Origin of the sequence: Mycobacterium sp. 1245111.1 (assembly GCF_001673405.1) — a bacterium.
GTDB lineage: Bacteria > Actinomycetota > Actinomycetes > Mycobacteriales > Mycobacteriaceae > Mycobacterium.
In genome coordinates this window covers 119,325-140,936 of the sequence record NZ_LZLV01000153.1, presented here as the reverse complement: position 1 = coordinate 140,936, position 21,612 = coordinate 119,325, and the positions used below count along the sequence as shown (strand labels likewise).

At 66.5% G+C, this 21,612-nt stretch carries 21 protein-coding genes, 1 pseudogene and 1 riboswitch; of the genes and pseudogenes, 13 read left to right on the top strand and 9 right to left on the bottom strand.

Features of this window, described 5'->3' with window-relative positions; translation table 11 throughout:
* Window positions 1-18 precede the first annotated feature (18 nt).
* Window positions 19-1,059, top strand: a complete 1,041-nt coding sequence (locus tag A5658_RS26020; protein WP_067342180.1) for an LLM class F420-dependent oxidoreductase — start codon at window positions 19-21, stop codon at window positions 1,057-1,059.
* A 21-nt stretch (window positions 1,060-1,080) separates the two neighbouring features.
* Here A5658_RS26020 and A5658_RS26015 read toward each other — a convergent pair whose 3' ends face one another.
* Entirely contained in the window at window positions 1,081-3,321 is a 2,241-nt protein-coding gene (locus tag A5658_RS26015; protein WP_067342179.1) for an NADP-dependent isocitrate dehydrogenase, read from the bottom strand.
* A 140-nt stretch (window positions 3,322-3,461) separates the two neighbouring features.
* Window positions 3,462-3,581, top strand: a riboswitch (SAM riboswitch).
* 170 nt (window positions 3,582-3,751) lie between these two features.
* Between A5658_RS26015 and A5658_RS26010 the strand changes: the two genes are divergently transcribed.
* The 3 genes from A5658_RS26010 to A5658_RS26000 are packed head-to-tail and all read left to right on the top strand — an operon-like array spanning window position 3,752 to window position 7,008.
* Window positions 3,752-5,113, top strand: a complete 1,362-nt coding sequence (locus tag A5658_RS26010) for a bifunctional o-acetylhomoserine/o-acetylserine sulfhydrylase (protein ID WP_067342177.1) — start codon at window positions 3,752-3,754, stop codon at window positions 5,111-5,113.
* A gap of 27 nt (window positions 5,114-5,140) precedes the next feature.
* Window positions 5,141-6,280 carry a homoserine O-acetyltransferase gene (locus tag A5658_RS26005; RefSeq protein WP_067342176.1) on the top strand — a complete coding sequence of 380 codons (1,140 nt, stop codon included), beginning with the start codon at window positions 5,141-5,143 and terminating at the stop codon, window positions 6,278-6,280.
* On the top strand, window positions 6,277-7,008 hold the full coding sequence (locus tag A5658_RS26000; protein ID WP_067342290.1) for a class I SAM-dependent methyltransferase: 732 nt from the start codon (window positions 6,277-6,279) through the stop codon (window positions 7,006-7,008). The genes A5658_RS26005 and A5658_RS26000 overlap by 4 nt, the downstream gene beginning before the upstream one ends.
* 87 nt (window positions 7,009-7,095) lie before the next feature.
* Here the strand turns inward: A5658_RS26000 and A5658_RS25995 are convergent, their stop codons facing one another.
* Window positions 7,096-8,526: an FAD-binding oxidoreductase gene (locus A5658_RS25995; RefSeq protein WP_067342287.1), complete on the bottom strand. Its 1,431-nt coding sequence runs from the start codon at window positions 8,524-8,526 to the stop codon at window positions 7,096-7,098.
* A 134-nt stretch (window positions 8,527-8,660) separates the two neighbouring features.
* Here A5658_RS25995 and A5658_RS25990 point away from each other — a divergent pair.
* Window positions 8,661-9,032 (top strand): annotated as a pseudogene (locus A5658_RS25990) (DUF732 domain-containing protein); the annotation flags it as partial.
* Window positions 9,033-9,034: 2 nt separating this feature from the next.
* On the opposite strand, the gene A5658_RS25985 reads toward A5658_RS25990, so the two are convergent.
* Window positions 9,035-9,307: a DUF3017 domain-containing protein gene (locus A5658_RS25985; protein ID WP_067342175.1), complete on the bottom strand. Its 273-nt coding sequence runs from the start codon at window positions 9,305-9,307 to the stop codon at window positions 9,035-9,037.
* Window positions 9,308-9,309: 2 nt separating this feature from the next.
* Entirely contained in the window at window positions 9,310-10,155 is an 846-nt protein-coding gene (locus A5658_RS25980) for a bifunctional methylenetetrahydrofolate dehydrogenase/methenyltetrahydrofolate cyclohydrolase (RefSeq protein ID WP_067342285.1), read from the bottom strand.
* A 49-nt stretch (window positions 10,156-10,204) separates the two neighbouring features.
* On the opposite strand from A5658_RS25980, the gene A5658_RS25975 reads away from it, so the two are divergent.
* Window positions 10,205-11,398: an NADH:flavin oxidoreductase gene (locus tag A5658_RS25975; RefSeq protein ID WP_067342173.1), complete on the top strand. Its 1,194-nt coding sequence runs from the start codon at window positions 10,205-10,207 to the stop codon at window positions 11,396-11,398.
* Between the two features lie 85 nt (window positions 11,399-11,483).
* The gene (locus tag A5658_RS25970) at window positions 11,484-14,081 is read left to right on the top strand and encodes an ATP-binding cassette domain-containing protein (protein WP_067342171.1); all 2,598 of its coding nucleotides are present in this window, start codon (window positions 11,484-11,486) and stop codon (window positions 14,079-14,081) included.
* Here the strand turns inward: A5658_RS25970 and A5658_RS25965 are convergent.
* The 5 genes from A5658_RS25965 to A5658_RS25945 are packed head-to-tail and all read right to left on the bottom strand — an operon-like array spanning window position 14,071 to window position 18,719.
* A complete protein-coding gene (locus tag A5658_RS25965) occupies window positions 14,071-14,643 on the bottom strand; it encodes a pentapeptide repeat-containing protein (RefSeq protein WP_067342169.1) in 573 nt (190 codons plus the stop codon). The genes A5658_RS25970 and A5658_RS25965 overlap by 11 nt on opposite strands.
* Window positions 14,643-15,248, bottom strand: coding sequence for an ATP/GTP-binding protein (locus A5658_RS25960; protein WP_067342163.1), 606 nt, complete (start codon window positions 15,246-15,248; stop codon window positions 14,643-14,645). Before A5658_RS25960 ends, A5658_RS25965 begins: the two co-directional genes overlap by 1 nt.
* Complete coding sequence (locus tag A5658_RS25955) at window positions 15,229-15,609, bottom strand: DUF742 domain-containing protein (protein ID WP_067342161.1); 381 nt, start codon at window positions 15,607-15,609, stop codon at window positions 15,229-15,231. The genes A5658_RS25960 and A5658_RS25955 overlap by 20 nt, the downstream gene beginning before the upstream one ends.
* Window positions 15,610-15,615: 6 nt before the next feature.
* Window positions 15,616-16,023, bottom strand: coding sequence for a serine protease inhibitor (locus tag A5658_RS25950; protein WP_067342159.1), 408 nt, complete (start codon window positions 16,021-16,023; stop codon window positions 15,616-15,618).
* Window positions 16,020-18,719: an ATP-binding protein gene (locus tag A5658_RS25945; RefSeq protein WP_067342156.1), complete on the bottom strand. Its 2,700-nt coding sequence runs from the start codon at window positions 18,717-18,719 to the stop codon at window positions 16,020-16,022. Before A5658_RS25945 ends, A5658_RS25950 begins: the two co-directional genes overlap by 4 nt.
* Before the next feature lie 303 nt (window positions 18,720-19,022).
* Here A5658_RS25945 and A5658_RS25940 point away from each other — a divergent pair, with 303 nt between their 5' ends.
* The 6 genes from A5658_RS25940 (at window position 19,023) to A5658_RS29030 (ending at window position 21,574) form a co-directional block, all read left to right on the top strand.
* The gene (locus A5658_RS25940; RefSeq protein WP_067342155.1) at window positions 19,023-19,385 is read left to right on the top strand and encodes a hypothetical protein; all 363 of its coding nucleotides are present in this window, start codon (window positions 19,023-19,025) and stop codon (window positions 19,383-19,385) included.
* Window positions 19,382-19,606: a hypothetical protein gene (locus A5658_RS25935; protein ID WP_156751654.1), complete on the top strand. Its 225-nt coding sequence runs from the start codon at window positions 19,382-19,384 to the stop codon at window positions 19,604-19,606. The genes A5658_RS25940 and A5658_RS25935 overlap by 4 nt, the downstream gene beginning before the upstream one ends.
* Before the next feature lie 12 nt (window positions 19,607-19,618).
* A complete protein-coding gene (locus A5658_RS25930) occupies window positions 19,619-19,960 on the top strand; it encodes a hypothetical protein (protein ID WP_067342153.1) in 342 nt (113 codons plus the stop codon).
* 743 nt (window positions 19,961-20,703) lie between these two features.
* Window positions 20,704-20,907: a hypothetical protein gene (locus tag A5658_RS25925; RefSeq protein WP_067342151.1), complete on the top strand. Its 204-nt coding sequence runs from the start codon at window positions 20,704-20,706 to the stop codon at window positions 20,905-20,907.
* Window positions 20,904-21,113, top strand: coding sequence for a hypothetical protein (locus A5658_RS25920; protein WP_067342149.1), 210 nt, complete (start codon window positions 20,904-20,906; stop codon window positions 21,111-21,113). Before A5658_RS25925 ends, A5658_RS25920 begins: the two co-directional genes overlap by 4 nt.
* Before the next feature lie 194 nt (window positions 21,114-21,307).
* Window positions 21,308-21,574 carry a hypothetical protein gene (locus A5658_RS29030; RefSeq protein WP_231997450.1) on the top strand — a complete coding sequence of 89 codons (267 nt, stop codon included), beginning with the start codon at window positions 21,308-21,310 and terminating at the stop codon, window positions 21,572-21,574.
* Window positions 21,575-21,612 lie beyond the last annotated feature (38 nt).

Below are 21,612 nucleotides of genomic sequence, written 5' to 3'. Positions count from 1 at the left end.
CAGAGGGAGCAGCCAGGCATGCGCATCGGATTAGGGATCAACTACGCGGGCGGCTTCAAGGAGGTCGCCGCCGAGGTGGCCGACCTGGAGCGCGCCGGATTGGACATCGTCTTTGTTCCCGAGGCGTATTCGTACGACGCGGTGAGCGGGCTCGGCTACCTGGCGGCCAGCACCGACCGGGTCGAGCTGGCCTCGGGCATCCTGCAGCTCTACACCCGCACGCCCACGCTGACCGCGATGACCGCAGCCGGGCTGGACTATGTCTCCGATGGTCGATTCACCCTGGGCCTCGGCGCTTCGGGACCGCAGGTAATCGAGGGCTTTCACGGCGTTCGCTACGACGCACCGATCGCGCGTACCCGTGAGGTCATCGAGATCTGCCGCGCGGTCTGGCGGCGCGAGAAGCTGCAGTACCAGGGCGAGCACTACGAGATCCCGTTGCCGGCCGATCGCGGCACCGGCTTGGGCAAGCCCTTGAAGCTGATCAATAAGCCTGTCCGCGAACGCATTCCGATTCTGATCGCCGCGCTGGGACCCAAGAACGTCGAGCTGGCCGCCGAACTCGCCGAGGGGTGGCAGCCGATCTTCTTCCTTCCGGAGAAGGCGCACGACGTCTGGGGCAAGGCGTTGACCGAGGGCCGGTCCAAGCGCGACCCGGCGTTGGGCGACCTCGATGTGTACGCCGGACCGACGCTGGCGATCGGCGAAAACGTCGAGCCGCTGAGGGAAATCGTCAAGCCGCATCTCGCGCTCTACATCGGCGGCATGGGCGCCAAGGGCAAGAACTTCTACCACACGCTGGCCACCCGGTACGGCTACGGGCCGCAGGCCGACCGCATCCAGGAGCTCTACCTCGCCGGCGACAAGGAAGCCGCCGCCAAGGCGGTGCCCGACGAGCTGGTCCGCGACGTCTCGCTGATCGGAACGCCGGGATTCGTCAAGGAACGAATCGCGGCCTTCCGCGAGGCGGGTGTGACCACCTTGAACGTGGTGCCGGTCGCGGCGACCGCTAACGAGCGGGTGAAGCTGATCGAGACGCTGCGCGGCCTGGTGGACTGAGGCCCAATCCCTCCCGGCGGCTCAGTCTTTGCGCGCGGACGCCAGGACGGCGTTGAACGTCTTGCTCGGCCGCATCACCGCGATGGTCTTGTCGTCGTCGAGCCGGTAATAGCCGCCGATGTCGACCGATTCGCCTTGCGCCTCAGCGAGTTCGGAGACGATCGCTTCCTCGTCCTTGCCCAGCTCCTCGGCAAGCGCGGCGAAGTGCTCGCGCAGTTCCTCGTCGTCGTCCTGCTTGGCGAGTTCCTGCGCCCAGTACAGCGCCAGGTAGTACTGGCTGCCGCGGTTGTCGAGCTCGCCGGTCTTGCGCGACGGGCTCTTGTTGTTGTCCAGCAGCGTGCCGATCGCGTCGTCGAGTGTCTTGCCGAGAATCTTCGCCCGCTCGTTGCCGGTCTTGATCCCGATGTCCTCGAAACATGCTCCCAGCGCCAGGAATTCGCCGAGTGAGTCCCACCGCAGGTGATTCTCCTCGACCAGCTGGTGCACATGCTTAGGCGCCGAGCCGCCGGCCCCGGTCTCGTACATTCCGCCACCGGCCATCAGCGGCACGATCGACAGCATCTTGGCGCTGGTCCCCAGCTCCAGGATCGGGAAGAGGTCAGTCAGGTAGTCGCGCAAGATGTTTCCGGTCGCGGCGATGGTGTCCTGACCGCGCATCACCCGCTCCAGCGTGTACCGCATCGCCCATACCTGGGGCATGATGTTGATGTCCACACCCTCGGTGTCCAGCTCTTTCAGGGCTGCCTTGACCTTCTTGCGTAGCTCGGCCTCGTGGGGCCGTTCGGTGTCCAGCCAGAACAGCACGGTCATGCCGGAGTTGCGGCCCCGGGTGACGGCCAGCTTGATCCAGTCCTGGATCGCCGCGTCGGTGACGATCGGCATCCGCCAGATGTCGCCCTCTTCGACGTTCTGGCTGAGCAGCACTTCGCCGGACTCGAGGTCGACGATGTCGGCGACACCGTCCTCAGGGATCTCGAAAGTCTTGTCGTGCGAACCGTATTCCTCGGCCTGCTGCGCCATCAGTCCGACGTTGGGCACGGTGCCCATCGTGGTCGGGTCGAATTGGCCGTGCGTCTTACAGAAGTTGATGATCTCCTGGTAGATGCGGGAGAACGTGGACTCCGGGTTGACCGCCTTGGTGTCCTTCTGGCGTCCGTCGGCGCCATACATCTTGCCGCCGGCACGGATCATCGCCGGCATCGACGCGTCGACGATCACGTCGCTCGGTGAATGGAAGTTGCTGATGCCCTTGGCCGAATCGACCATCGCCAGTTCGGGCCGGTGCTCGTGGCAGGCGTGCAGATCGCGGATGATCTCGTCATGCAGCGAGGCCGGCAGCGTCTGGATCTTGTCGTACAGGTCGACCAGTCCGTTGTTGACGTTGACACCCAGCTCGTCGAACAACTCCTGGTGCTTGTCGAAAGCCTCCTTGTAGAAGGTCTTGACGGCGTGCCCGAACACAATGGGGTGGCTGACCTTCATCATGGTGGCCTTGACGTGCAGTGAGAACATCACGCCGGTTTTGTAGGCATCCTCGATCTCCGCCTCGTAGAAATCGATGAGCGCCTTCTTGCTCATGTACATGCTGTCGATGACGTCGCCGTTGTGCAGCGATACCTTCGGCTTGAGCACGATTGTCTTGCCGCTCTTGGTCTTCAGTTCCATCTTGACGTCGCGGTCGCGGTCGAGCGTCATCGACTTCTCGCCGTGGTAGAAGTCGCCGGTCTTCATGGTCGCCACATGCGTGCGCGATGCCTGTGACCACTCCCCCATGCTGTGAGGGTGCTTGCGGGCATACTCCTTGACCGCCTTGGGCGCGCGGCGGTCCGAGTTACCCTGTCGCAGAACGGGATTCACGGCGCTACCGAGACACTTGGCGTAGCGGTCGCGGATTTCCTTGTCCTCGTCGGTTTTCGGGCTCTGCGGGTAGTCAGGAATCTTGAATCCTTTGCCCTGCAGCTCCTTGACCGCGGCCGCCAGCTGCGGCACCGACGCGCTGATGTTGGGCAACTTGATGATGTTGGTGTCGGGGTCCTTGGTCAGCCGGCCTAGCTCACCCAGGTTGTCGGGCACCTTCTGCTCGTCGGTCAGGTAGTCGGAGAATTCGGCCAGGATCCGCGCCGCCACCGAGATGTCACTGGTCTGGATCTTGATGCCGGCCGGTTCGGCGAATGCCCGCACGATCGGGAGAAACGCATAGGTCGCCAGCAGGGGCGCCTCGTCTGTCAGCGTGTAGATGATGGTCGGCTGGTCGGCGCTCACAGTGGTTTCTCCCGGTATCGGTTAGATCCTGAGGGGTTCGCGGTCAATCTTGCTGCCACGTTATCAAGGGTGTTTCCGCTGCTGTCGACCTCGATCCGGCCGCTGGCACGCATTCGCCTTGATGAGCTAAGCTCCACTTTGGTCATGAGCGCCAGCGTCAAGCCCCGGCTTGCTGGCCGGCAACCCTCCAACCGCGGTGGGGTGCTCCGGGTGAGGACCAGGTTTCGTAGCCATCACCGGCTACGCGGCAAGCGCGGGTCCGCCGTGATGGGCCCCCCGGAGTAGACAGGGAAACCTGATGCGCACCTACGTGGGCTGGGCCATCATGCGTCGTAGCTGCTGAACCGGACCGCTGGTCGACGTCGTGGTTGACATGACGTCCCCGGCCGCCGCAGCAAAACGACCACACTTCTGACGAAAGCAACCAACCATGAGCTCCGATAACACCCCCGATCCCACCGAGCACTGGTTGTTCGAGACCAAACAGATCCACGTCGGCCAGCAACCCTGCCCGGCCACCGGCGCCCGCGCGCTGCCGATCTACCAGACCACGTCCTACGTCTTCGAGGACACCTCGCACGCCGCGGCGCTGTTCGGGCTGGAAGTACCGGGCAACATCTACACCCGCATCGGCAACCCGACCACCGACGTCGTCGAACAGCGCATCGCCGCGCTGGAGGGCGGCGTGGCCGCTCTGTTCCTGTCCTCCGGCCAGGCGGCCGAGACGTTCGCGATCCTCAACCTGGCGGCCGCCGGCGACCATATCGTGTCCAGTCCACGGCTCTACGGCGGCACGTACAACCTGTTCCACTACTCGCTGCCCAAGCTGGGCGTCGAGGTCAGCTTCGTGGAAGACCCCGACGACCTGGACTCGTGGCGGGCCGCGGTGCGACCCAACACCAAGGCGTTCTTCGCCGAGACGATCTCCAATCCGAAGATCGACATCCTGGACGTCCCGGGCGTCTCCGCAGTGGCGCACGAGAGCGGTGTACCGCTGATCGTCGACAACACCGTCGCCACCCCGTACCTGATCCAGCCGATCGCCCACGGCGCCGACATCGTGGTGCATTCGGCCACCAAATATCTCGGTGGCCACGGCGCAGCGATCGCTGGAGTGATCGTCGACGGCGGCACATTCGACTGGACGCAGGGCCGCTTTCCCGGATTCACCGTCCCCGACCCCAGCTACCACGGGGTGGTGTACGCCGAGCTCGGGCCGCCGGCGTTCGCGCTCAAGGCGCGGGTACAACTGCTGCGTGACCTGGGTTCGGCGGCCTCGCCGTTCAACGCGTTCCTGGTTGCCCAAGGCCTGGAAACGCTGAGCCTGCGCATCGAGCGGCACGTCGCCAACGCGCAGCGGGTCGCCGAATACCTGGACGGCCATGACCAGGTGCTGTCGGTCAACTACGCGGGACTGCCGGGCTCGCCGTGGCACGAGCGGGCAAAGCAGCTGGCGCCCAAGGGAACTGGCGCCGTGTTGTCCTTCGAGCTAAACGGCGGGGTCGAGGCCGGCAAGGCGTTTGTCAACGCGCTGAAGTTGCACAGCCACGTCGCCAACATCGGTGACGTGCGGTCGCTGGTGATTCACCCGGCGTCGACGACCCACGCTCAGCTCAGCGCCGCCGAGCAGCTGTCCGCCGGGGTCAGCCCCGGATTGGTGCGGCTGGCGGTGGGTATCGAAGGTATCGACGACATCCTGGCCGACCTCGAACTCGGCTTCGCCGCCGCTCGCCCATTTGGCGGTGTCTCAGCTGCCGGCGACCGCGATCCGCATGCCGCGGCGGCGTTCTGAGCCGGCCCTTTGACGAGGAGGCGCAAGGTGACAATCTCTGACATGCCGACACAGACGCTGCCCGCCGAAGGCGAGGTCGGCATCGTCGATGTGGGCTCGCTGACCTTGGAAAACGGCGTGGTGCTCGACGACGTCAGCATCGCGGTGCAGCGTTGGGGCGAGCTGTCACCAACCCGCGACAACGTCGTCGTGGTCCTGCACGCACTGACCGGCGACTCGCACATCACCGGGCCGGCAGGACGCGGGCACCCCACGCCGGGTTGGTGGGACGGAATCGCGGGCCCGGGCGCGCCGATCGACACCGACCGATGGTGCGCGGTCGCCACGAACGTGCTGGGCGGCTGCCGCGGCTCGACCGGGCCGAGTTCACTGGCTTCGGATGGAAAGCCTTGGGGCTCAAGGTTTCCCCTGGTCTCGATCCGCGATCAGGTCGAGGCTGACGTGGCCGCGCTGGCGGCGCTGGGCATCACCGAAGTCGCTGCTGTGCTCGGCGGGTCGATGGGCGGCGCACGAGCGCTGGAATGGATGGTTTCGCATCCCGACGCGGTAGGCGCCGGCCTGTTGCTGGCGGTGGGGGCGCGAGCCACCGCCGACCAGATCGGGACGCAGTGCACGCAGATCGCGGCGATCAAGGCCGACCCGAACTGGCAGGGTGGCGACTACTACGACACCGGTCGCAGCCCAGACGCCGGGTTAGAGATCGCCCGCCGCTTCGCCCACCTGACCTACCGCGGCGAGGTGGAGCTGGACACGCGGTTCGCCAATGAGGCTCAGGGTGACGAGGATCCGTCGTTGGGTGGCCGCTACGCGGTGCAGAGCTATCTGGAGCACCAAGGCGACAAGCTGGTATCGCGCTTCGACGCCGGCAGCTACGTGGTGCTGACCGAATCGCTGTCCAGTCACGACGTCGGTCGGGGCCGCGGCGGTGTCGAGGCGGCCCTGCGCGGCTGTCCGGTGCCGACAGTGGTCGGTGGCATCACCTCCGACCGGCTCTATCCGCTGCGGCTGCAGGAGGAACTGGCCGCGCTGCTACCGGGATGCGACGGGCTTCAGGTGGTCGATTCGATCTACGGACACGACGGATTCCTGGTGGAGACCGACGCGGTCGGGGCATTGGTCAGGCAGACCCTGGATTTGGCCGCGGCGAAGGGTGCGTGTTCGCGGTGACTCAGTCTCCCCAGGCCCGCTCACTGTCATTTGGCTCTGAAGCGGCCGCGTACGAGCGTGGGCGCCCGTCGTATCCGCCTGAGGCGATCGACTGGCTGCTGCCGCCCGGCGCCCGCGACGTGCTCGACCTCGGCGCCGGGACCGGCAAGCTGACCAGCCGACTGGTGGAGCGCGGGCTGGACGTGGTCGCCGTCGACCCGATCGCCGAGATGCTGGAAGTGCTGCGCACATCCCTGCCCGACACCCCCGCGCTGCTCGGTACTGCGGAGGAAATTCCGTTGGCGGACAACAGTGTTGACGCGGTGCTCGTCGCGCAGGCGTGGCATTGGTTCAATCCGGCGCGAGCGATTCCCGAGCTGGCCCGGGTGCTGCGGCCGGGCGGCCGACTGGGTTTGGTGTGGAACACCCGCGACGAGCGATCCGGCTGGGTAAGGGAATTGGGCAGCATCATCGGCCGCGACGGCGACCCGATGCGCGACCACGTGACACTGCCCGAGCCGTTCACCGACGTGGATCGCCATCAGGTGGAGTGGACGAATTACCTTACGCCGCAAGCACTGATCGATCTGGTCGCGTCGCGCAGCTACTGCATCACCTCGCCGACCCAGGTGCGTACCAAGACGCTCGACCAAGTGCGCGAGTTGCTGACCACCCATCCCGCGTTGGCCAACGCCGGCGGCCTTGCGCTGCCCTACATCACGGTGTGCGTGCGGGCGACGCTGTCCTAATCCCCCGCAGGCGCATCGCGAAACAGAAGCAGTGGCTGCGAAATTGGACGAATGACGACCCTGGCTTCTGTTTCGCGGACATGGACGTCAGACTGGCATGCCGGAGAACATCACCCGACCCGGGTCGTACTTCTGCCGAACCGCATTCAGCCGCGACAGATTCGGGCCGAAGTACCGCGACGCCGGCTGCCCCGCCTCGAGGTAATTCACATACCCGCCAACCGAATACGGCTGCACGGCCCGATGCGCGGTAGCGAGCCAGCCGAGGGCCGCGGACGGGTCGCCGGCGGTCTCGACGTACCACTGCACCAACGACGACTGCCGCCGCCACGGAAATGCCGACGCACCGACCGGCACGTCGGCCAACGCGCCATCCAACGCGTGCATGATCGCCAGCATCCGGCCCGCTCCGCGCGGAAACGCGTCGACCGCCGCGGCGATCCCCTGCGCGGCGGCCGGCGTCAAAGTCGCGAAAACGTCTGAGCCACCAGCATATCCGAGCGGTGCCGGATTGAGATTGTTGGCCGCGAGGTAATTCGTCAGGTCCAGGTAGTTGAACGTGTGATTCTCCGTGCCGCTCGGCTGAAGCCCGACGGCCGACGTAATCGCCGACGCCACACCGGCCCCCGATCCGACCGGGCTCGTCGCGAGAATGCGGCAATGCGTGCCCATCGGGTCGACGGTGGCATCCGCCAGCGCCCACCAGCTGCGGTCGGCGGTCCGCAACCAGTTCTGCCAGCCCAGCAACACCTGCGCGAAGGACTGCGGCGGAAAGTTGAGATTGACCACGTCGACCTCGGTGGCCGGGAACGTCGCAAACGTCAACGATGTTGTTACGCCGAAGTTTCCGCCCCCGCCGCCGCGCAGTCCCCAAAACAGGTCGGGCTGAGAATCAGCCGATGCGGTGACCGCTTGACCGCCCGGCAACACCACCGTGCCGGATCGCAGCGCGTCCGACATCAGGCCGGCGTGCCGGGAATGCGCACCCAATCCACCACCCAACGCATGGCCCGCGGCGCCGACCGACGGGCACGTTCCCGTCGGAATCCCCCGGCCCGCCGCCGCCAGCACCTGGTGCATCGCATACAGACTCGTCGCGGGCGGAACTGTGATCAAACCACTAGCGGGGTCATAGTCGATGCCGCCAGGCAGTTGACGCAGATCGAGCACCATCGCGCCGTTCGCGGTCGAAGCACCCACATACGAATGCCCGCCGCCGCGGGGAGCGACCTTCACATTGTTGGTGGCGGCAAACGCCATCGCCTTCTGCACGTCGGCCACCGACGTCGGAACGACCACCGCCGCCGGCGCCAACCCGTTGAAGTTGGTGTTGAAAACCGCTTTGGCCGAACCGAATTGCGGGGATTCAGGCTGAATGACCTGTCCCCCGATAGCCAGCCCATCCCAGCCGGAAGCCACAGGTGCCGCCAGGGCGCGTACCGGATCGGCAAAGGCACCCGCAGCGAACGCCCCTACGGCGCCACGCAGAAACGTCTGACGTGAGATCTCACCCGTCATGCTCGAATTGTCGTGCACGCGAACCCAAGACACGCCGCGACACCACGCGCATCACCGCGTGTCGCCCCAAACGTGTGCGAAACTTTACCGCGCCGTGTTCTGGACGTGACGGCCGTGAGCGAAAGTTCCTGGCTATGGGGATCTTGTTGCTCAGGAATCAGCCGTTGACGGTGCGCGCGCTAATCGGCGTCGCATGTCTGATCACCGTAGCCACCTTGCTCTCCACACCGGTCCGAGCAGATCCCAACGACGACAACTTCATCGACGCACTGAGCCACGCCGGCGTCGAATACGGCGAACCCGGCAACGCGATGGCCGTCGGTCAGTCCATCTGCCCGATGCTCGCTGCACCGGGCGGCAACTTCGCCGCCGCCGCGTCGGGCGTCGCGCACCGGGGCATGTCGCCGCAGGCGGCCCGGCTTTTCACCACCATCGCGATCCGGACCTATTGCCCCGAGCAGATGGCAAACCTGATGGGCGGCAACGGCGTAATCGGCGTTCCGGGCGTCTAACGCGTGCCCAGCGGGTCGATCGTCCACGCGATGTAGACCATCGCCGCCGCGACCGAAGCCATCATGGTGAAGTCGATTGCCTTGCTGCGCACCACCAATAGGCCTGCACGGTCGTCCGTCAACGCCAGCCGCAGCACCGCGGCCACGCCGACCCCGATCCCGATCAGCAGCGAGCCGCGGCGCCAGAAGTTGGCCGCCGCCAAGGTGAATGCCACGACGAAGATCAGCACCACCCCGACGATCGGCCATTGCGGCCGCAGCCACCGCATGTTCAGCGGCCTTCGGCCAACTCGACGACGTTGGTCAACAGGAACGCGCGCGTCAACGGGCCTACGCCACCGGGGTTCGGCGATACGTGGCCCGCGACCTCCCAGACGTCGGGATGCACGTCGCCGGTGAGCTTGTCGTCGACCCGGCTCACGCCGACGTCGATCACGGCGGCACCGGGGCGCACCATGTCGGCTGTCAGCATGTGCGGCACACCGACTCCGGCGACGATGATGTCGGCCTGCTTCGTCAGCGCCGCGAGGTCACGAGTTCCGGTGTGGCACAACGTTACCGTCGCGTTCTCTGACCGCCGGGTCAGCAACAGGCCGAGCGGTCGACCGACCGTCACCCCGCGCCCGATCACCACCACGTGCGCGCCGGCGATCTCGACGTCGAAGCGCCGCAGCAGGTGCACGATGCCGCGCGGGGTACACGGCAATGGAGCGGGGTCCATCAGCACCAGCCGACCGAGGTTCGTCGGATGCAGTCCGTCGGCGTCCTTGGCCGGATCGATGCGCTCCAACGCCGCGTTCTCGTCCAGGTGCTTGGGTAGCGGCAACTGGACGATGTAGCCGGTGCACTCCGGGTTGGCGTTGAGTTCGTCGATGGTCTCGTTGAGCTTGGCCTGGGTGATGTCGGCCGGTAGGTCGCGGCGCAGCGAGGTGATGCCCACCTTGGCGCAGTCGGCGTGCTTGCCGCGGACGTAGGCCTGCGACCCCGGGTCGTCGCCCACCAGGACGGTGCCGAGGCCGGGCGTCTTCCCCGCCGCGGTCAGCGCCGCGACCCGCTGCTTGAGGTCGACGAAGATTTCGTCACGGGTGATTTTGCCGTCCAACGTGATTGCCGCCACGTGCTCCAGTCTGGCATGCGCGCCGACGCTGCCGGGTAGTGTCCTGCCCATGTCCGAAGCCCCGGACGTGCTGGCACCGGCAAAGCTCGGACCCATCACGCTGCGCAACCGCATCATCAAATCCGCGACCTTCGAGGCCCGCACACCCGGCGCGCTGGTCAGCGACGACCTCATCGAATACCACCGACTGCCGGCCGCCGGCGGGGTCGGCATGACCACAGTGGCCTACTGCGCGGTCTCCCAGGGCGGCCGCACCGAAGGCAACGGCATCTGGATGCGCCCCGAAGCCATCCCCGGCTTCCACAAGCTGACCGAGGCGATCCATGCCGAAGGCGCGGCGGTCAGCGCACAGATCGGACACGCCGGCCCAGTCGCCAACGCCCGGTCCAACAAGGCCGCCGCCTTGGCGCCCGTGCGGTTCTTCAACCCGATCGGTATGCGGTTCGCCAAGAAGGCCAGCCGCGACGACATCGACACGGTGATCGCCGACCACGCGAATGCGGCCAAGCTGGCCGTGGAGGCCGGATTCGACGCCGTTGAAGTGCATTTGGGCCACAACTATCTGGCGAGTTCGTTTCTCAGCCCGCTGATCAACCGCCGCAACGACGAGTTCGGCGGATCGCTGGAGAACCGGGCCAAGGTCGCGCGCGGGATGGTGCTCGCGGTCAAGCGCGCCGTCGGCGATCAGATCGCGGTGACCGCGAAGCTCAACATGTCCGACGGCGTGCGCGGTGGCATCTCGGTCGACGAGGCCATCACCACTGCCAAGTGGTTGCAGGACGACGGGGCGTTGGATGCGATCGAACTGACCGCAGGCAGCTCGCTGGTCAACCCGATGTACCTGTTCCGCGGTGACGCCCCGCTCAAGGAATTCGCCGACGCTTTCAAGCCGCCGCTGCGCTGGGGCATGCGGATGACCGGCACGAAATTCCTGCGCGAATACCCCTACCGCGAGGCATACCTGCTGCGCGAGGCCAAGCAGTTCCGCGCCGAGCTGACGATCCCGCTGATCCTGCTGGGCGGCATCACCAACCGCGAGACGATGGATCTGGCCATGGCGGAAGGCTTTCAGTTCGTCGCCATGGGCCGCGCGCTGCTGGCCGAACCGGACCTGATCAACCGGATCGCCCGCGACGGCGCCGGCGTGCGTTCCGCCTGCACGCACTGCAACCGGTGCATGCCGACGATCTACACCCGAACCCGTTGCGTGGTGACGGGCGCCCCCGACGCGCTGGCGCACTGATCGGCTGGACAACGTGTCGATCGGGAGCGATTGAACGGCAACCGATACAGTCGGTGCAGTGAGCCATCCCGCTAATGTTGGGCCGATGAGTCACGCCGCACCGCCCGCGCTGACAGTCCGCTACGACGGATCCCAACGTACTTTCGCCGCAGGCCACGACATCGTGGTTGGGCGCGATCTGCGCGCGGACATGCGCATCACCCATCCGCTGATCTCCCGGGCGCATCTGCTGCTGCGCTTTGAGCAGGGGCGCTGGCGGGCCATCGACAACGGCTCGCTGAACGGCACGTACGCCAACGGACGGCGGGTGCCGGTGATCGACCTGTACGACGGGCAGACGATCAGCATCGGCAACCCCGACGGGCCGCAGCTGAGTTTCGGGATCGCACGCGACGACGGTCTCGCCGGCCGGCCCCCTCAGACGACGTCGATGCCGATCGCCCGTGCCGGCGCTCCCGCGCGCCCGGCGCAACAACCGCCTCGCCCACCGTCGGGAGCAAGGCCGTTGGGGCCTCCACCGGGTCCCGGCCAGGGACCGCGGCCGTATCCGCAACCGACGTACCCGCCGCCGCGGCCGCCGGCCTACCCCTCGGGCCCGTCGCAGCCGCCGCCCCCACCCCGGCAACCCGTTCCTGCCGGGCCGCAGATCGTCCAGCAGGACACCCGCATGGCGCCGCCGGTGATGAGCAAGCCGCCCGAAGTCGGCAACCTCGCCACCAAGATGATCCAGGCGATCCTGCCCGGCTCGTCGACGCCGAATAAGCCTGCCGGGTCGTTGACGATCGGCCGCGCCAACGACAACGACATCGTGATCCAGGACGTGCTGGCGTCGCGGCATCACGCGTTCCTGGTCGACTCGCCGCTCGGTGCCGAGATCCGCGACGCCAACAGCATCAACGGCACTTTCGTCAACGGCGTGCGCGTCGGCTCGGCGGTGCTCAGCGAGGGTGACGTGGTGACGATCGGCAACATCGACCTCGTCTACACCGACGGCAACTTGGTCCGTCGTACCGAAGCCGCAACCCGCACCGGTGGACTCGAAGTCAACGGTGTCCACTTCCGCATCGACGGCAAGGAACTGCTGGACGGCATTTCGCTGACGGCCCGCCCAGGCACGCTGACCGCGATCATCGGCGGGTCCGGCGCGGGTAAGACCACGCTGTCTCGCCTGATTGCCGGCTACACCAAGCCCAGCTCCGGAACGGTGACGTTCGAGGGCCACAACATCCACGCCGAGTACGCCACGATGCGCAGCCGGATCGGGATGGTGCCGCAGGACGACGTGGTCCACCGCCAGCTCACCGTGAACCAGGCGTTGGGCTACGCCGCCGAGCTGCGGCTGCCGCCGGACACCAGCAAAGAGGAACGCGCCCAGGTCGTCGCGCAGGTGCTCGAGGAACTGGACCTGACCAAGCACGCCGACACCCGGGTCGACAAGCTCTCCGGCGGCCAACGCAAACGCGCGTCGGTGGCGCTCGAACTGCTCACCCAGCCGTCGCTGCTGCTCCTCGACGAGCCCACGTCGGGTCTGGACCCAGCGCTGGACCGTCAGGTGATGTTGATGCTGCGCCAGCTCGCCGACGCGGGCCGCGTGGTGCTGGTGGTCACGCACTCGGTGTCCTACCTCGACGTCTGCGACCAGATCCTGCTGATGGCCCCCGGCGGCAAGACCGCCTTCAACGGGCCGCCCAGCCAGGTCGGCGAGGTATTGGGCACCACCAACTGGGCCGACATCTTCGCCAACGTGGGCGCCGACCCGGACGAGGCGAACCGTCGCTTCCTGGAACGGGGCGGCAGGCGAGAATCCGAGGCGCCCGCCGTGGGATCCCCGGCCGATCTCGGCGAGGCCGTGCACACCGACCTGCTGCGCCAACTCTCCACCATCGCGCGTCGCCAGGTCCGGCTGGTCATCTCCGACCGCGGCTATTCGGTGTTCTTGGCGATACTGCCGTTCCTCACCGGTGTGGTGGCGCTGACTGTGAAGGGACCCCATCCGGGACTCGGGCCCGCCGACCCGTTAGGTCTGGCGCCCACCCAGCCGCAGTACATCATGGTGCTGCTCAACTTCGGAGCCGTCCTGATGGGGACGTCGCTGACCATTCGCGACCTGATCGGCGAGCGTCCGATCTTCAAGCGAGAACAGGCGGTCGGCTTGTCCACCGCCGCCTACCTGCTGGCCAAACTCGCCGTCTTCTATGTTTTCGCGACCGTTCAGGCGGCGATCGCCGTCGTCATCGTCCGAATCGGCAAGGGCGCGCCCACCGCGCATCCGCCCTTCTTCGGCAACGCCACGTTCTCGCTATTCGTCACGGTTGCCGCAACCTGTATTGCCTCGGCCACTCTCGGACTGGTCCTTTCGGCGATCGCCCAGTCGAATGAACAGATCATGCAGCTGCTGGCGGGATCGATCATCTTGCAGTTGGTGCTGGCCGGCGGAATGATCCCGGTGACCGGGCGAGCGGGTCTCAATCAGCTGTCGTGGGTGACGCCGGCGCGGTGGGGTTACGCCGCCGGGGCGTCGTCGATCGACTTCCCAAACCTGGTCAAGGTCAAGCAGATTCCGACCAACGACCCGATCTGGCAGCACTCCAAGCACATCTACCTGTTGGACATGGCGATGCTGGCCGTGCTGTCGGTGTTCTACGCCGGCTACGTGCGGTGGAGCATCCGGCTCAAGCGCTAGCGCCGTCCAGGCGCAACCCGTGGGCCGCGGCGTAGGCCAGTGCCTGCTCGACGCCGATACGCGCCCGCGTCAGCGACGCGGTCGTCCACAACGACGGGTCGACGATCGCCCCGCGCAGATCGGCCTCGTCCAAGCGGGTTCCGGTGGTGCGGGCCCCGGACAGGTCCGCGCCGCGCAACACGGTCTTGCGCAGGTCAGCCTCCACCAGATTCGCCTCGCGCAGCCGGCAGCCGCTGAAGTCGATGCCGCGCAAGTCGTTTCCGCCGAGCACCGTCAAGGTGAAGTCCACCTCGTCGAGGGTCAACGGCCGGAATCGACACCGCACGAACACCGAGCCCAGCATGCTGCACTGACGAAAGGTGCTGTGCCACAACGTAGTCAGATTGAACGTGCAATTTCGGAACGCCGATCCTAGATGCTCGGACTCGGCGAGGTTCACCCCGCTGAAATCGCATTCGGTGAACACCACCCGCTCGGTGTGCAGCCGACTGAGATCGTCGTCGCGGCCCGGTCCCTGAGAACTGAAATCGCGGCGGACGAATTCGCAATCAGTCCAATCCATTACGCGGTCGGCGACAAACTCGCCAGCGCGTATTCGCTGACCGCGATCAACGCATCGGTCGCCGACCGGCGGTCGCGGGCATCGACGTTGATCACCGGGACGTGCGCCGGCAACGTCAGCGCTTTGCGCACCTCAGCCGCAGGATACCTTGGTGTGCCGTCGAATTCGTTGACCGCGATCAGGAACGGCAGGTTGCGATGCTCGAAGAAGTCGACGGCGGCGAAGCAGTCTTGCAACCGCCGGCAATCCACCAGGATCACCGCGCCGATCGCACCGCGCACCAGGTCGTCCCACATGAACCAGAATCGGCGCTGCCCCGGCGTCCCGAATAGATAGAGCACCAGATCCTCGCCGAGGGTGATCCTGCCGAAGTCCATTGCGACCGTGGTGGTCTGCTTGTTCGGGGTGGCTTCGATCATGTCGACGCCGGCGGAGGCGTCGGTGACCATCGCCTCGGTACGCAGTGGCATGATCTCCGACACCGCGCCGACAAATGTCGTCTTGCCAGCGCCGAATCCACCGGCAATGACGATCTTTGTGGACGCGGTATCGCGCGACTTATGCGGGGGGGCGGCGGCCCCCGCATCAGAGCGCTCGTAGGCCACGGAGCGTCCTTCCTATCAGTTCGCGGCGTTCGTCACGGGTCGAGCGTTCGGTCAACGTCCGATTAACTCGAAGGTAGCCCGAAGTCACCAAATCGCCGACCAACACGCGCGTGACGCCCAGCGGCAAATCCAGACGAGCCGAGATTTCGGCAACCGACGGGCTCTTGACGCACAGTTGCACAATTCTGCCCCGTACGTCGTTGAGCGGCCACCGGTGGAACATCGCCGACCGCAAGGCCTGCACCGGCGCTTCCAGTGGGATGTCGATGTTGGCCTTCGTCCGGCCCGCCGTCAGCGTGTACGGCCGGACCAGGCTCGCCTCAGGCGGCGGCTCACTTGGAGAGGGCTCGCGGTTGTCCATGTCAGCTCAGGAGTGCAATCCGGCACGACGGGTCGATTGCACGACGTTGCCCACTCGTTCGACGAGCACCGCCATCTCGTAGCCGATCTGGCCGATGTCACACGACGTCGCCGCCAGCGTCGCCAGATGCGACCCGTCGCCGACTTGCATCAGCAGCAGGTAGCCGTTCTGCATCTCCACTACCGACTGCAACACCTGGCCGCCCTCGAATAGCTGCGCGGCGCCGCTGGCGAGGCTGGCCAGACCCGACGACACCGCCGCGAGCTGGTCGGCCCGTTCCTTCGGCAGCCGCTCGCTGGCCGCGATCAGCAGCCCGTCGACCGACACCAGGATCGCGTGTGAGACGCCGGGGACTTCGCGGGCAAAGTTCGACACCAGCCAGTCGAGGGAATTGTCTCCATGGGCAGAGGTCATTCGCGATCGGATCCTTGGTCGTCGTCACGGGCATGCGAGCGTCCGGCGCGGACGCCGCCGAAATGGCTGGTCATCGAGGCGCGGACGGCCTCCGGGTCGCGCAGCTGATGGGCGGGGGTGTGCTTGCCGCCGTTGGTGGTGCCGTTGTCGTCGGCACGGTGGTGGGCATTTCCGTTCGGCTCGCCGCCGCCGGGGATCAGCCGCGCGCCGGGGTCGCGCACCGGCAGGCCGTGTTCGGTGTGGGTTTGCACCGGCGCGTCCTCGGCTTCGGCGGCCGCCGTCCAGCCGTGGTCCCACACCGACTGCCAGTCCAAGTCCGGGCTGTGTGCCAGCTCGCGCGGGTCGACCAGCCATTCGGAGAGCATCTGCTTGTAGATCAGATCGTCGTCGGGCGACTCGGCCGGTGCCGGCACCTCGGCGGCCCAGACGTCGTCGACGTCGGGTAGTTCCTGCTCCGCCACGGGCGCGGGCGACTCGGGTTCGGGTCGCTTTTTGCTCTCCCGGCTGTATCGCACCCGTGAGCCGAAGAACGACGAGGTGTTCGAAACCGGCTGTGCGACAGGCTGTTCCGGAGCGGCCTCGACGACCTCTTCCGGCGCGGCGGGCACGCCGGTGATGCCGCTGCTGCCGGGCCGGCGCCGGGGCAGCAGGCTGATCGACGACTCGGAGCCGTTGCGGTCGGCGGTGTCTTCCTCGGGCGCGAGGTCGGCCACGTAGTCCGGTACGTCCGCCGGCTCGGGCGCCACCACGGCTGTGGGTTCTGGCTCACGCGGCGCCGCCGGGCCCGTGTCGGCGCTGGTCAGCACCGTCGACGGGAGATAGACCTCGGCCGTCGTGCCCGACCGCGCCTCTTCCAGCGACGAACCGCGCAGCCGAACCCGGACGCTGTGCCGGTCGGCGAGCCGGCCGACCACGAAAAGGCCCATGTGGCGGGCGCTGTCGGGGCTGACCTCTCCGCCGGCGCGCAGGCGCATGTTGGCGATCCGGCGGTCACCGTCGGTCATACCCAGCCCGACGTCGGTGATCTGCAGCAGCACCGCCCCGTCGCTGCGGAATCCGGCTGAGACCCGCACCGGCGACGCGGGGGGCGAGTAGCGCAGCGCGTTGTCGATCAGCTCGGCAAGCAGGTGGACGATGTCGCCGGAGGCCGCTCCGGAGATCGTGCAATCGGGCACCATCGACGTCTCGACCCGGCGATAGTCCTCGACCTCCGACACGGCCGCGTGGATGACCGACGACAGCGGCACGGGCGTGCGCTGATCCCCGCGCGCGCTCTGCGCGCCCGCCAACACCAGCAGGTTCGCGCCGTTGCGACGCATCCGAGCGGCCAGGTGATCGAGACGAAACAGGCTGTCGAGCCGCTCGGGATCTTCTTCGTTGCGCTCGAGCCGGTCGATCAGCGAGAGCTGCTGGTCGACCAGCGACCGGTTGCGCCGCGACATGGTCTTGAACATGTCGTTGACCAGATGCCGCAGCCGGGCCTCGTCACCCGCCAAAAGCAATGCCTGCGTGTGTAATTCGTCGACCGCGTGCGCGACCTGGCCGATTTCCTCGGTGGTGTGCACCGGCAGCGGCTCGGGCGGCGACTCGTCACCGGCCCGCACCCTGGCGATCTCGCGCTCGAGGTCTTCGTGCGCCACCTTCAACGCCCCGTCGCGCAGCACCCGCAACGGCCGGATCAGGGAGCGCGCGACCAGCAACACGAGGATGAGCGCCGCGGCGATCGCGGACACCACCAACACGGTGTCCCGGATTGCGGCGTTCCGGCGGTCGTGGGCCTGGCCCTCGACGGCCTTAGTGACCTTTTCGGTGATGTCCTTGATGATCTGGGCGGCGATCCCGTCGGTGGTCTGCACCGAGCGCAGCAACGCGGGGTTGTTCACCAGCTTTTGCGCCGGATCGGACATCAGGCCCATCCGGATCACCATCTGCTGCTGCAGCGTCTTGGCCTCCGGGGAGCCGACACCCAGCACCTCGGCCATCCCGAACAGGGTCGACGGCTCGGTACCGGCCAGGGTGATCATCGACGTCCGCAGCTCGGGCTCGGGCAGATCAGCGCCACGAGCGATCAGCACCTGCTGCATCATCATCTGGCCGCGGGCGCCGATCGCCCGGCTGAGTCCCTGCGCCTGGGCCCGGATCTGCTCGTTGTCGACCCGCACCGACCCGTCGATCGCGTTCTCCGCGGTCAACAGGATGGGCGCGTAGGTCGTCACCCGGGGGCGCAGGCCGAGGGTGTTCGACGCGACGTTGTCCAGCAGCGACTGCCCGCCGTCCAGCATGGCCTCGACGCCGGCGGCCACATCGGGGGCCACGTCGGTTCCGTGCAACCGGGATTCGAGCTCACTCTTGCGGGCGTTGTAGTTCTTCTTCGCCCCATCGGCGTCGCCTCCGGTTGAGGTCGCCAGCAATGCGACGTCGAGCGCCGACATGTATTTGGTAATGGCCGGAACCATCTCGGCGCGGTCGGCCGCCAACCGCAGTCGATGCGCGTCGCTCAACGCGCCCGCAATGCGAAATCCCCCGAAAACCATTGCCAGCACCAATGGCAGCGCGACAATCGCGACGACTTTCCAGCGCACCGGCCAATTGCGCAGCGACCACGAGGGAGGCCGTTTCTGCGTCGACGCCGCGCTATCTGTGGGCTCGCTCTTCGACGACGAGTTCGCCCGCGTGGAGCGGGTAAACATGGTCACCGGACCAGCGCGGTGTAAGCGTCCGCTCCGCTGAATCGCAGTGTTAGCGCGTCTTTCATGGGACTTCCTGCTAATTGCGCTCACCCCGAGCGACGGGCAAGCGTTATACGCCTGGCAATTTAGCGAGTATGCCAGGCTGCGGCGGCAGTGACCACAATTCTTACTGAACAGACAGAGTCAACCGACGCGCTTCGGCCTTCGCCGCCGATAGCCGAGCAAATATTTTCCGGTTACCGTGTGTTGTGTTCAGGCTGCTGTTTTACTCCTCGCGGGTCACGAACTACCCAACAGAGAGAGGCAACCATGACGACGATCGAACACACCGAGGAAATTATGCAGTTCGCCCAGACGGCGGCTTGGGAAGCGCTGGACGCTGCCGGCTATCCGCCACGCGGAGACGCAAAGCCCGGAACCCTCCGTGGCATCGGACTAGAGCTGGCGATCTGCGAGCCGCACTGGCTCTTCGCCGGGTGGGTGACCGACCGGGCCACAGGTGCCCGTGTCACCTTCACCTACGTCAGCAGCGGAGCACGCAAGGGCAACCCGCGCCACAACCGCGTGGATGACTTCACAAGCGGCATGGTCCCCGTTGCGTCTCGGACACTCCGTGATGCTGGCGTGATGGTGTTCGGCGGGGCCGAGCTGACGATCTGGGACGCCGCGTGATGCGCCCGCTCATCGTCGCCGGACTGGCGATCGGGGCCGCGCTTATCGCCGCTGCTCCGGCCCAAGCCGACCCGTGTGGATACAACGACGTCCGCCTCTGCGACCCGTCGAAGGTGTACTACTGCCCGTCGACGGGCACATGGGGCGGTTGGCTCGCTCCGTGCTCCAACTACGTCGTCGGCCCTCGCGGGCCGGGGATGCCTACCGACGAGAACGACTGAGAGGCAACAACAGTGGAGTATGACCAAGCCGGGATGCGGATGGCCGCGGTGCTGGAAGACAACCCGATAGACCAGATCCACGTCGTGGGCGACGTCGGCGGCACGCACCTGTGGGTGGAGCGCGGCCCGCTGTCTATGGACAGCGACGACTCATGGCAGCGTGCTCAGGCTTACGTCCGCGAGTTCGGCCTGCAACTGCTGGACGAGTGGGAACAACCACCGGGCGCGTACAACCCCGACTACCCGATCCGGGTCTTGTTCTACGCGGGTCCGCAGTGGCGGCTGCTGTCGAACGACTACGACATCACCAAAGTCATACGGGCTGCGTGGGCTAAGGCAAAGAGAGCCCGCTAGCGGCTCGCTACGAAAAGCCCGGAGCTGTTGTGGCTCCGGGCTTTTCGCGTACGAGGGACGCACAGAGACATTATGTGAGATGCGTCACAAATAGGGGGTATCAGCGTTCGGTGGTCGAAAACGAACGCCCATATACATATGGGAGGGGATAGAGAGATCGGAACCCCAGATAGTGACTCTCGTCACAAATAGGGGGTTTCAGCGTTCGGGCACCGAAAACGAACGCGCATATACACATGGGAGGGTAAAGCCCTCCAAGGCTTGGCGTGCTGCTCGCCTACGCGACTTCGGCAGAGCGCCGCCACGGGTCCGTTCGGACCCTACGGAGGCGGACGGTCCTCTCTCCCGTCCGCTCCCAGACTTCCCCAGTTCCACCGGGTAGCCCCTGGCCTGTCCTCGGACAGCAGGCCGGGGGCTCTCTCTTTTGACTTCAAAGGATCACTTGATCCGACTCGCCGGTCTGTGGCCGGCGCACCGACAAACGAGCGTCAGCGGCGCTCGGAAGAGTGAACACAAACATGCCTGCACACCGATGCACCCGGCACTCGGAGCACCGCCGTCGTAACGGTCGGTGCCTGGACTGCCGAAGCGAAGCCCAATCGCGCTACTCGCTGAAGTGCCGCGAGGCACGCCACAAGCTCGCCGCCATCGAGGCGGCGCTAGGGATGGCGACATAGCCATCCCGCACACCCGAGCCCTGGTCACCACGACCGGGGCTCTTCCATTTCGAGAGAAGAGAACAGATGGACGAGTTTCTAGAACTGCTACGAGGGGGCTTCGGCGGCCATGACGTCATCGTCAGACACGTCGACACCATCGCCGTATCGCCCGAGGTAGCCGCAGCGCTGCAACCTCCCGAGCCGAAAGACGACGTTGACGCGTTGATCGCGTCGGCCGGCGTGGAGTGGCCGGTCCGCATGGCGACCTGGTCAGAGGCCTCCAAGTGAGTAAGCCGTTCGAGGTCTGGTGGGAGGAATCCGGCCAGCACTGGGAAGCCGCCTGCATCGCCAACGGCGGCACGCCGTGGCCGTTGGACCCCGGCAAACGTGCGGCCAACGCCAAAAGGCTTGGCCTGCCCGAAGACACCGACCCGATGGAACTACGCCGAGCGCTTTACGAGAGCCGGAACCGCAAGAGAGGCAACGCAGCATGACCGCAGCGACACAGGAGACCACCGACGATGTTCAGCTTCCGATTCAAGAGACGGGGGCGGTCGTACAGAGTGACGTTGTTCCCGAGGCTGAGACGGCTCAGGACGAACCAAAAGGCCCTCGGGAGGCCCGGTACCGCGTCGAGCGGAACGAAGCGCGAGAAGCTCTCTCAGCGGCTCAGGCTCGGATCGAAGCGATGCAGCTTCGAGAGGTCGAGAGACTGGCATCCGACCTTGCTCAGCCGGGAGACCTGCTGTCGCTCGGAGAACACAGCCTGGCCGATCTTCTGACCGAGGCTGGGGATGTTGACGAGGCAGCTGTGGCCGAAGCGGTCGCCGCGCTGATCGAGTCGCGGCCCGGGCTAGCGCGGAACCCCGCACAGCCCGCCGTGGACAGGTCGCAGGGCCACGGAGGCCCGGCGCCGAGGCAACCGACGTTCGCGAATCTCCTGCAGGGCCGGTAGCCCTACGTGATCTTCGGGCTTAAGGGACGCCGTCTGTG

Coding starts and splice junctions, on each gene's coding strand:
- A5658_RS26020 (WP_067342180.1), top strand. CDS start 19: ATGCGCATCGGATTAGGGATCAACTACGCGGGCGGCTTCAAGGAGGTC.
- A5658_RS26010 (WP_067342177.1), top strand. CDS start 3,752: ATGAGCTCCGATAACACCCCCGATCCCACCGAGCACTGGTTGTTCGAG.
- A5658_RS25995 (WP_067342287.1), bottom strand. CDS start 8,526: ATGACGGGTGAGATCTCACGTCAGACGTTTCTGCGTGGCGCCGTAGGG.
- A5658_RS25985 (WP_067342175.1), bottom strand. CDS start 9,307: ATGCGGTGGCTGCGGCCGCAATGGCCGATCGTCGGGGTGGTGCTGATC.
- A5658_RS25975 (WP_067342173.1), top strand. CDS start 10,205: ATGTCCGAAGCCCCGGACGTGCTGGCACCGGCAAAGCTCGGACCCATC.
- A5658_RS25970 (WP_067342171.1), top strand. CDS start 11,484: ATGAGTCACGCCGCACCGCCCGCGCTGACAGTCCGCTACGACGGATCC.
- A5658_RS25965 (WP_067342169.1), bottom strand. CDS start 14,643: ATGGATTGGACTGATTGCGAATTCGTCCGCCGCGATTTCAGTTCTCAG.
- A5658_RS25955 (WP_067342161.1), bottom strand. CDS start 15,609: ATGGACAACCGCGAGCCCTCTCCAAGTGAGCCGCCGCCTGAGGCGAGC.
- A5658_RS25950 (WP_067342159.1), bottom strand. CDS start 16,023: ATGACCTCTGCCCATGGAGACAATTCCCTCGACTGGCTGGTGTCGAAC.
- A5658_RS25940 (WP_067342155.1), top strand. CDS start 19,023: ATGACGACGATCGAACACACCGAGGAAATTATGCAGTTCGCCCAGACG.
- A5658_RS25925 (WP_067342151.1), top strand. CDS start 20,704: ATGGACGAGTTTCTAGAACTGCTACGAGGGGGCTTCGGCGGCCATGAC.
- A5658_RS29030 (WP_231997450.1), top strand. CDS start 21,308: ATGCAGCTTCGAGAGGTCGAGAGACTGGCATCCGACCTTGCTCAGCCG.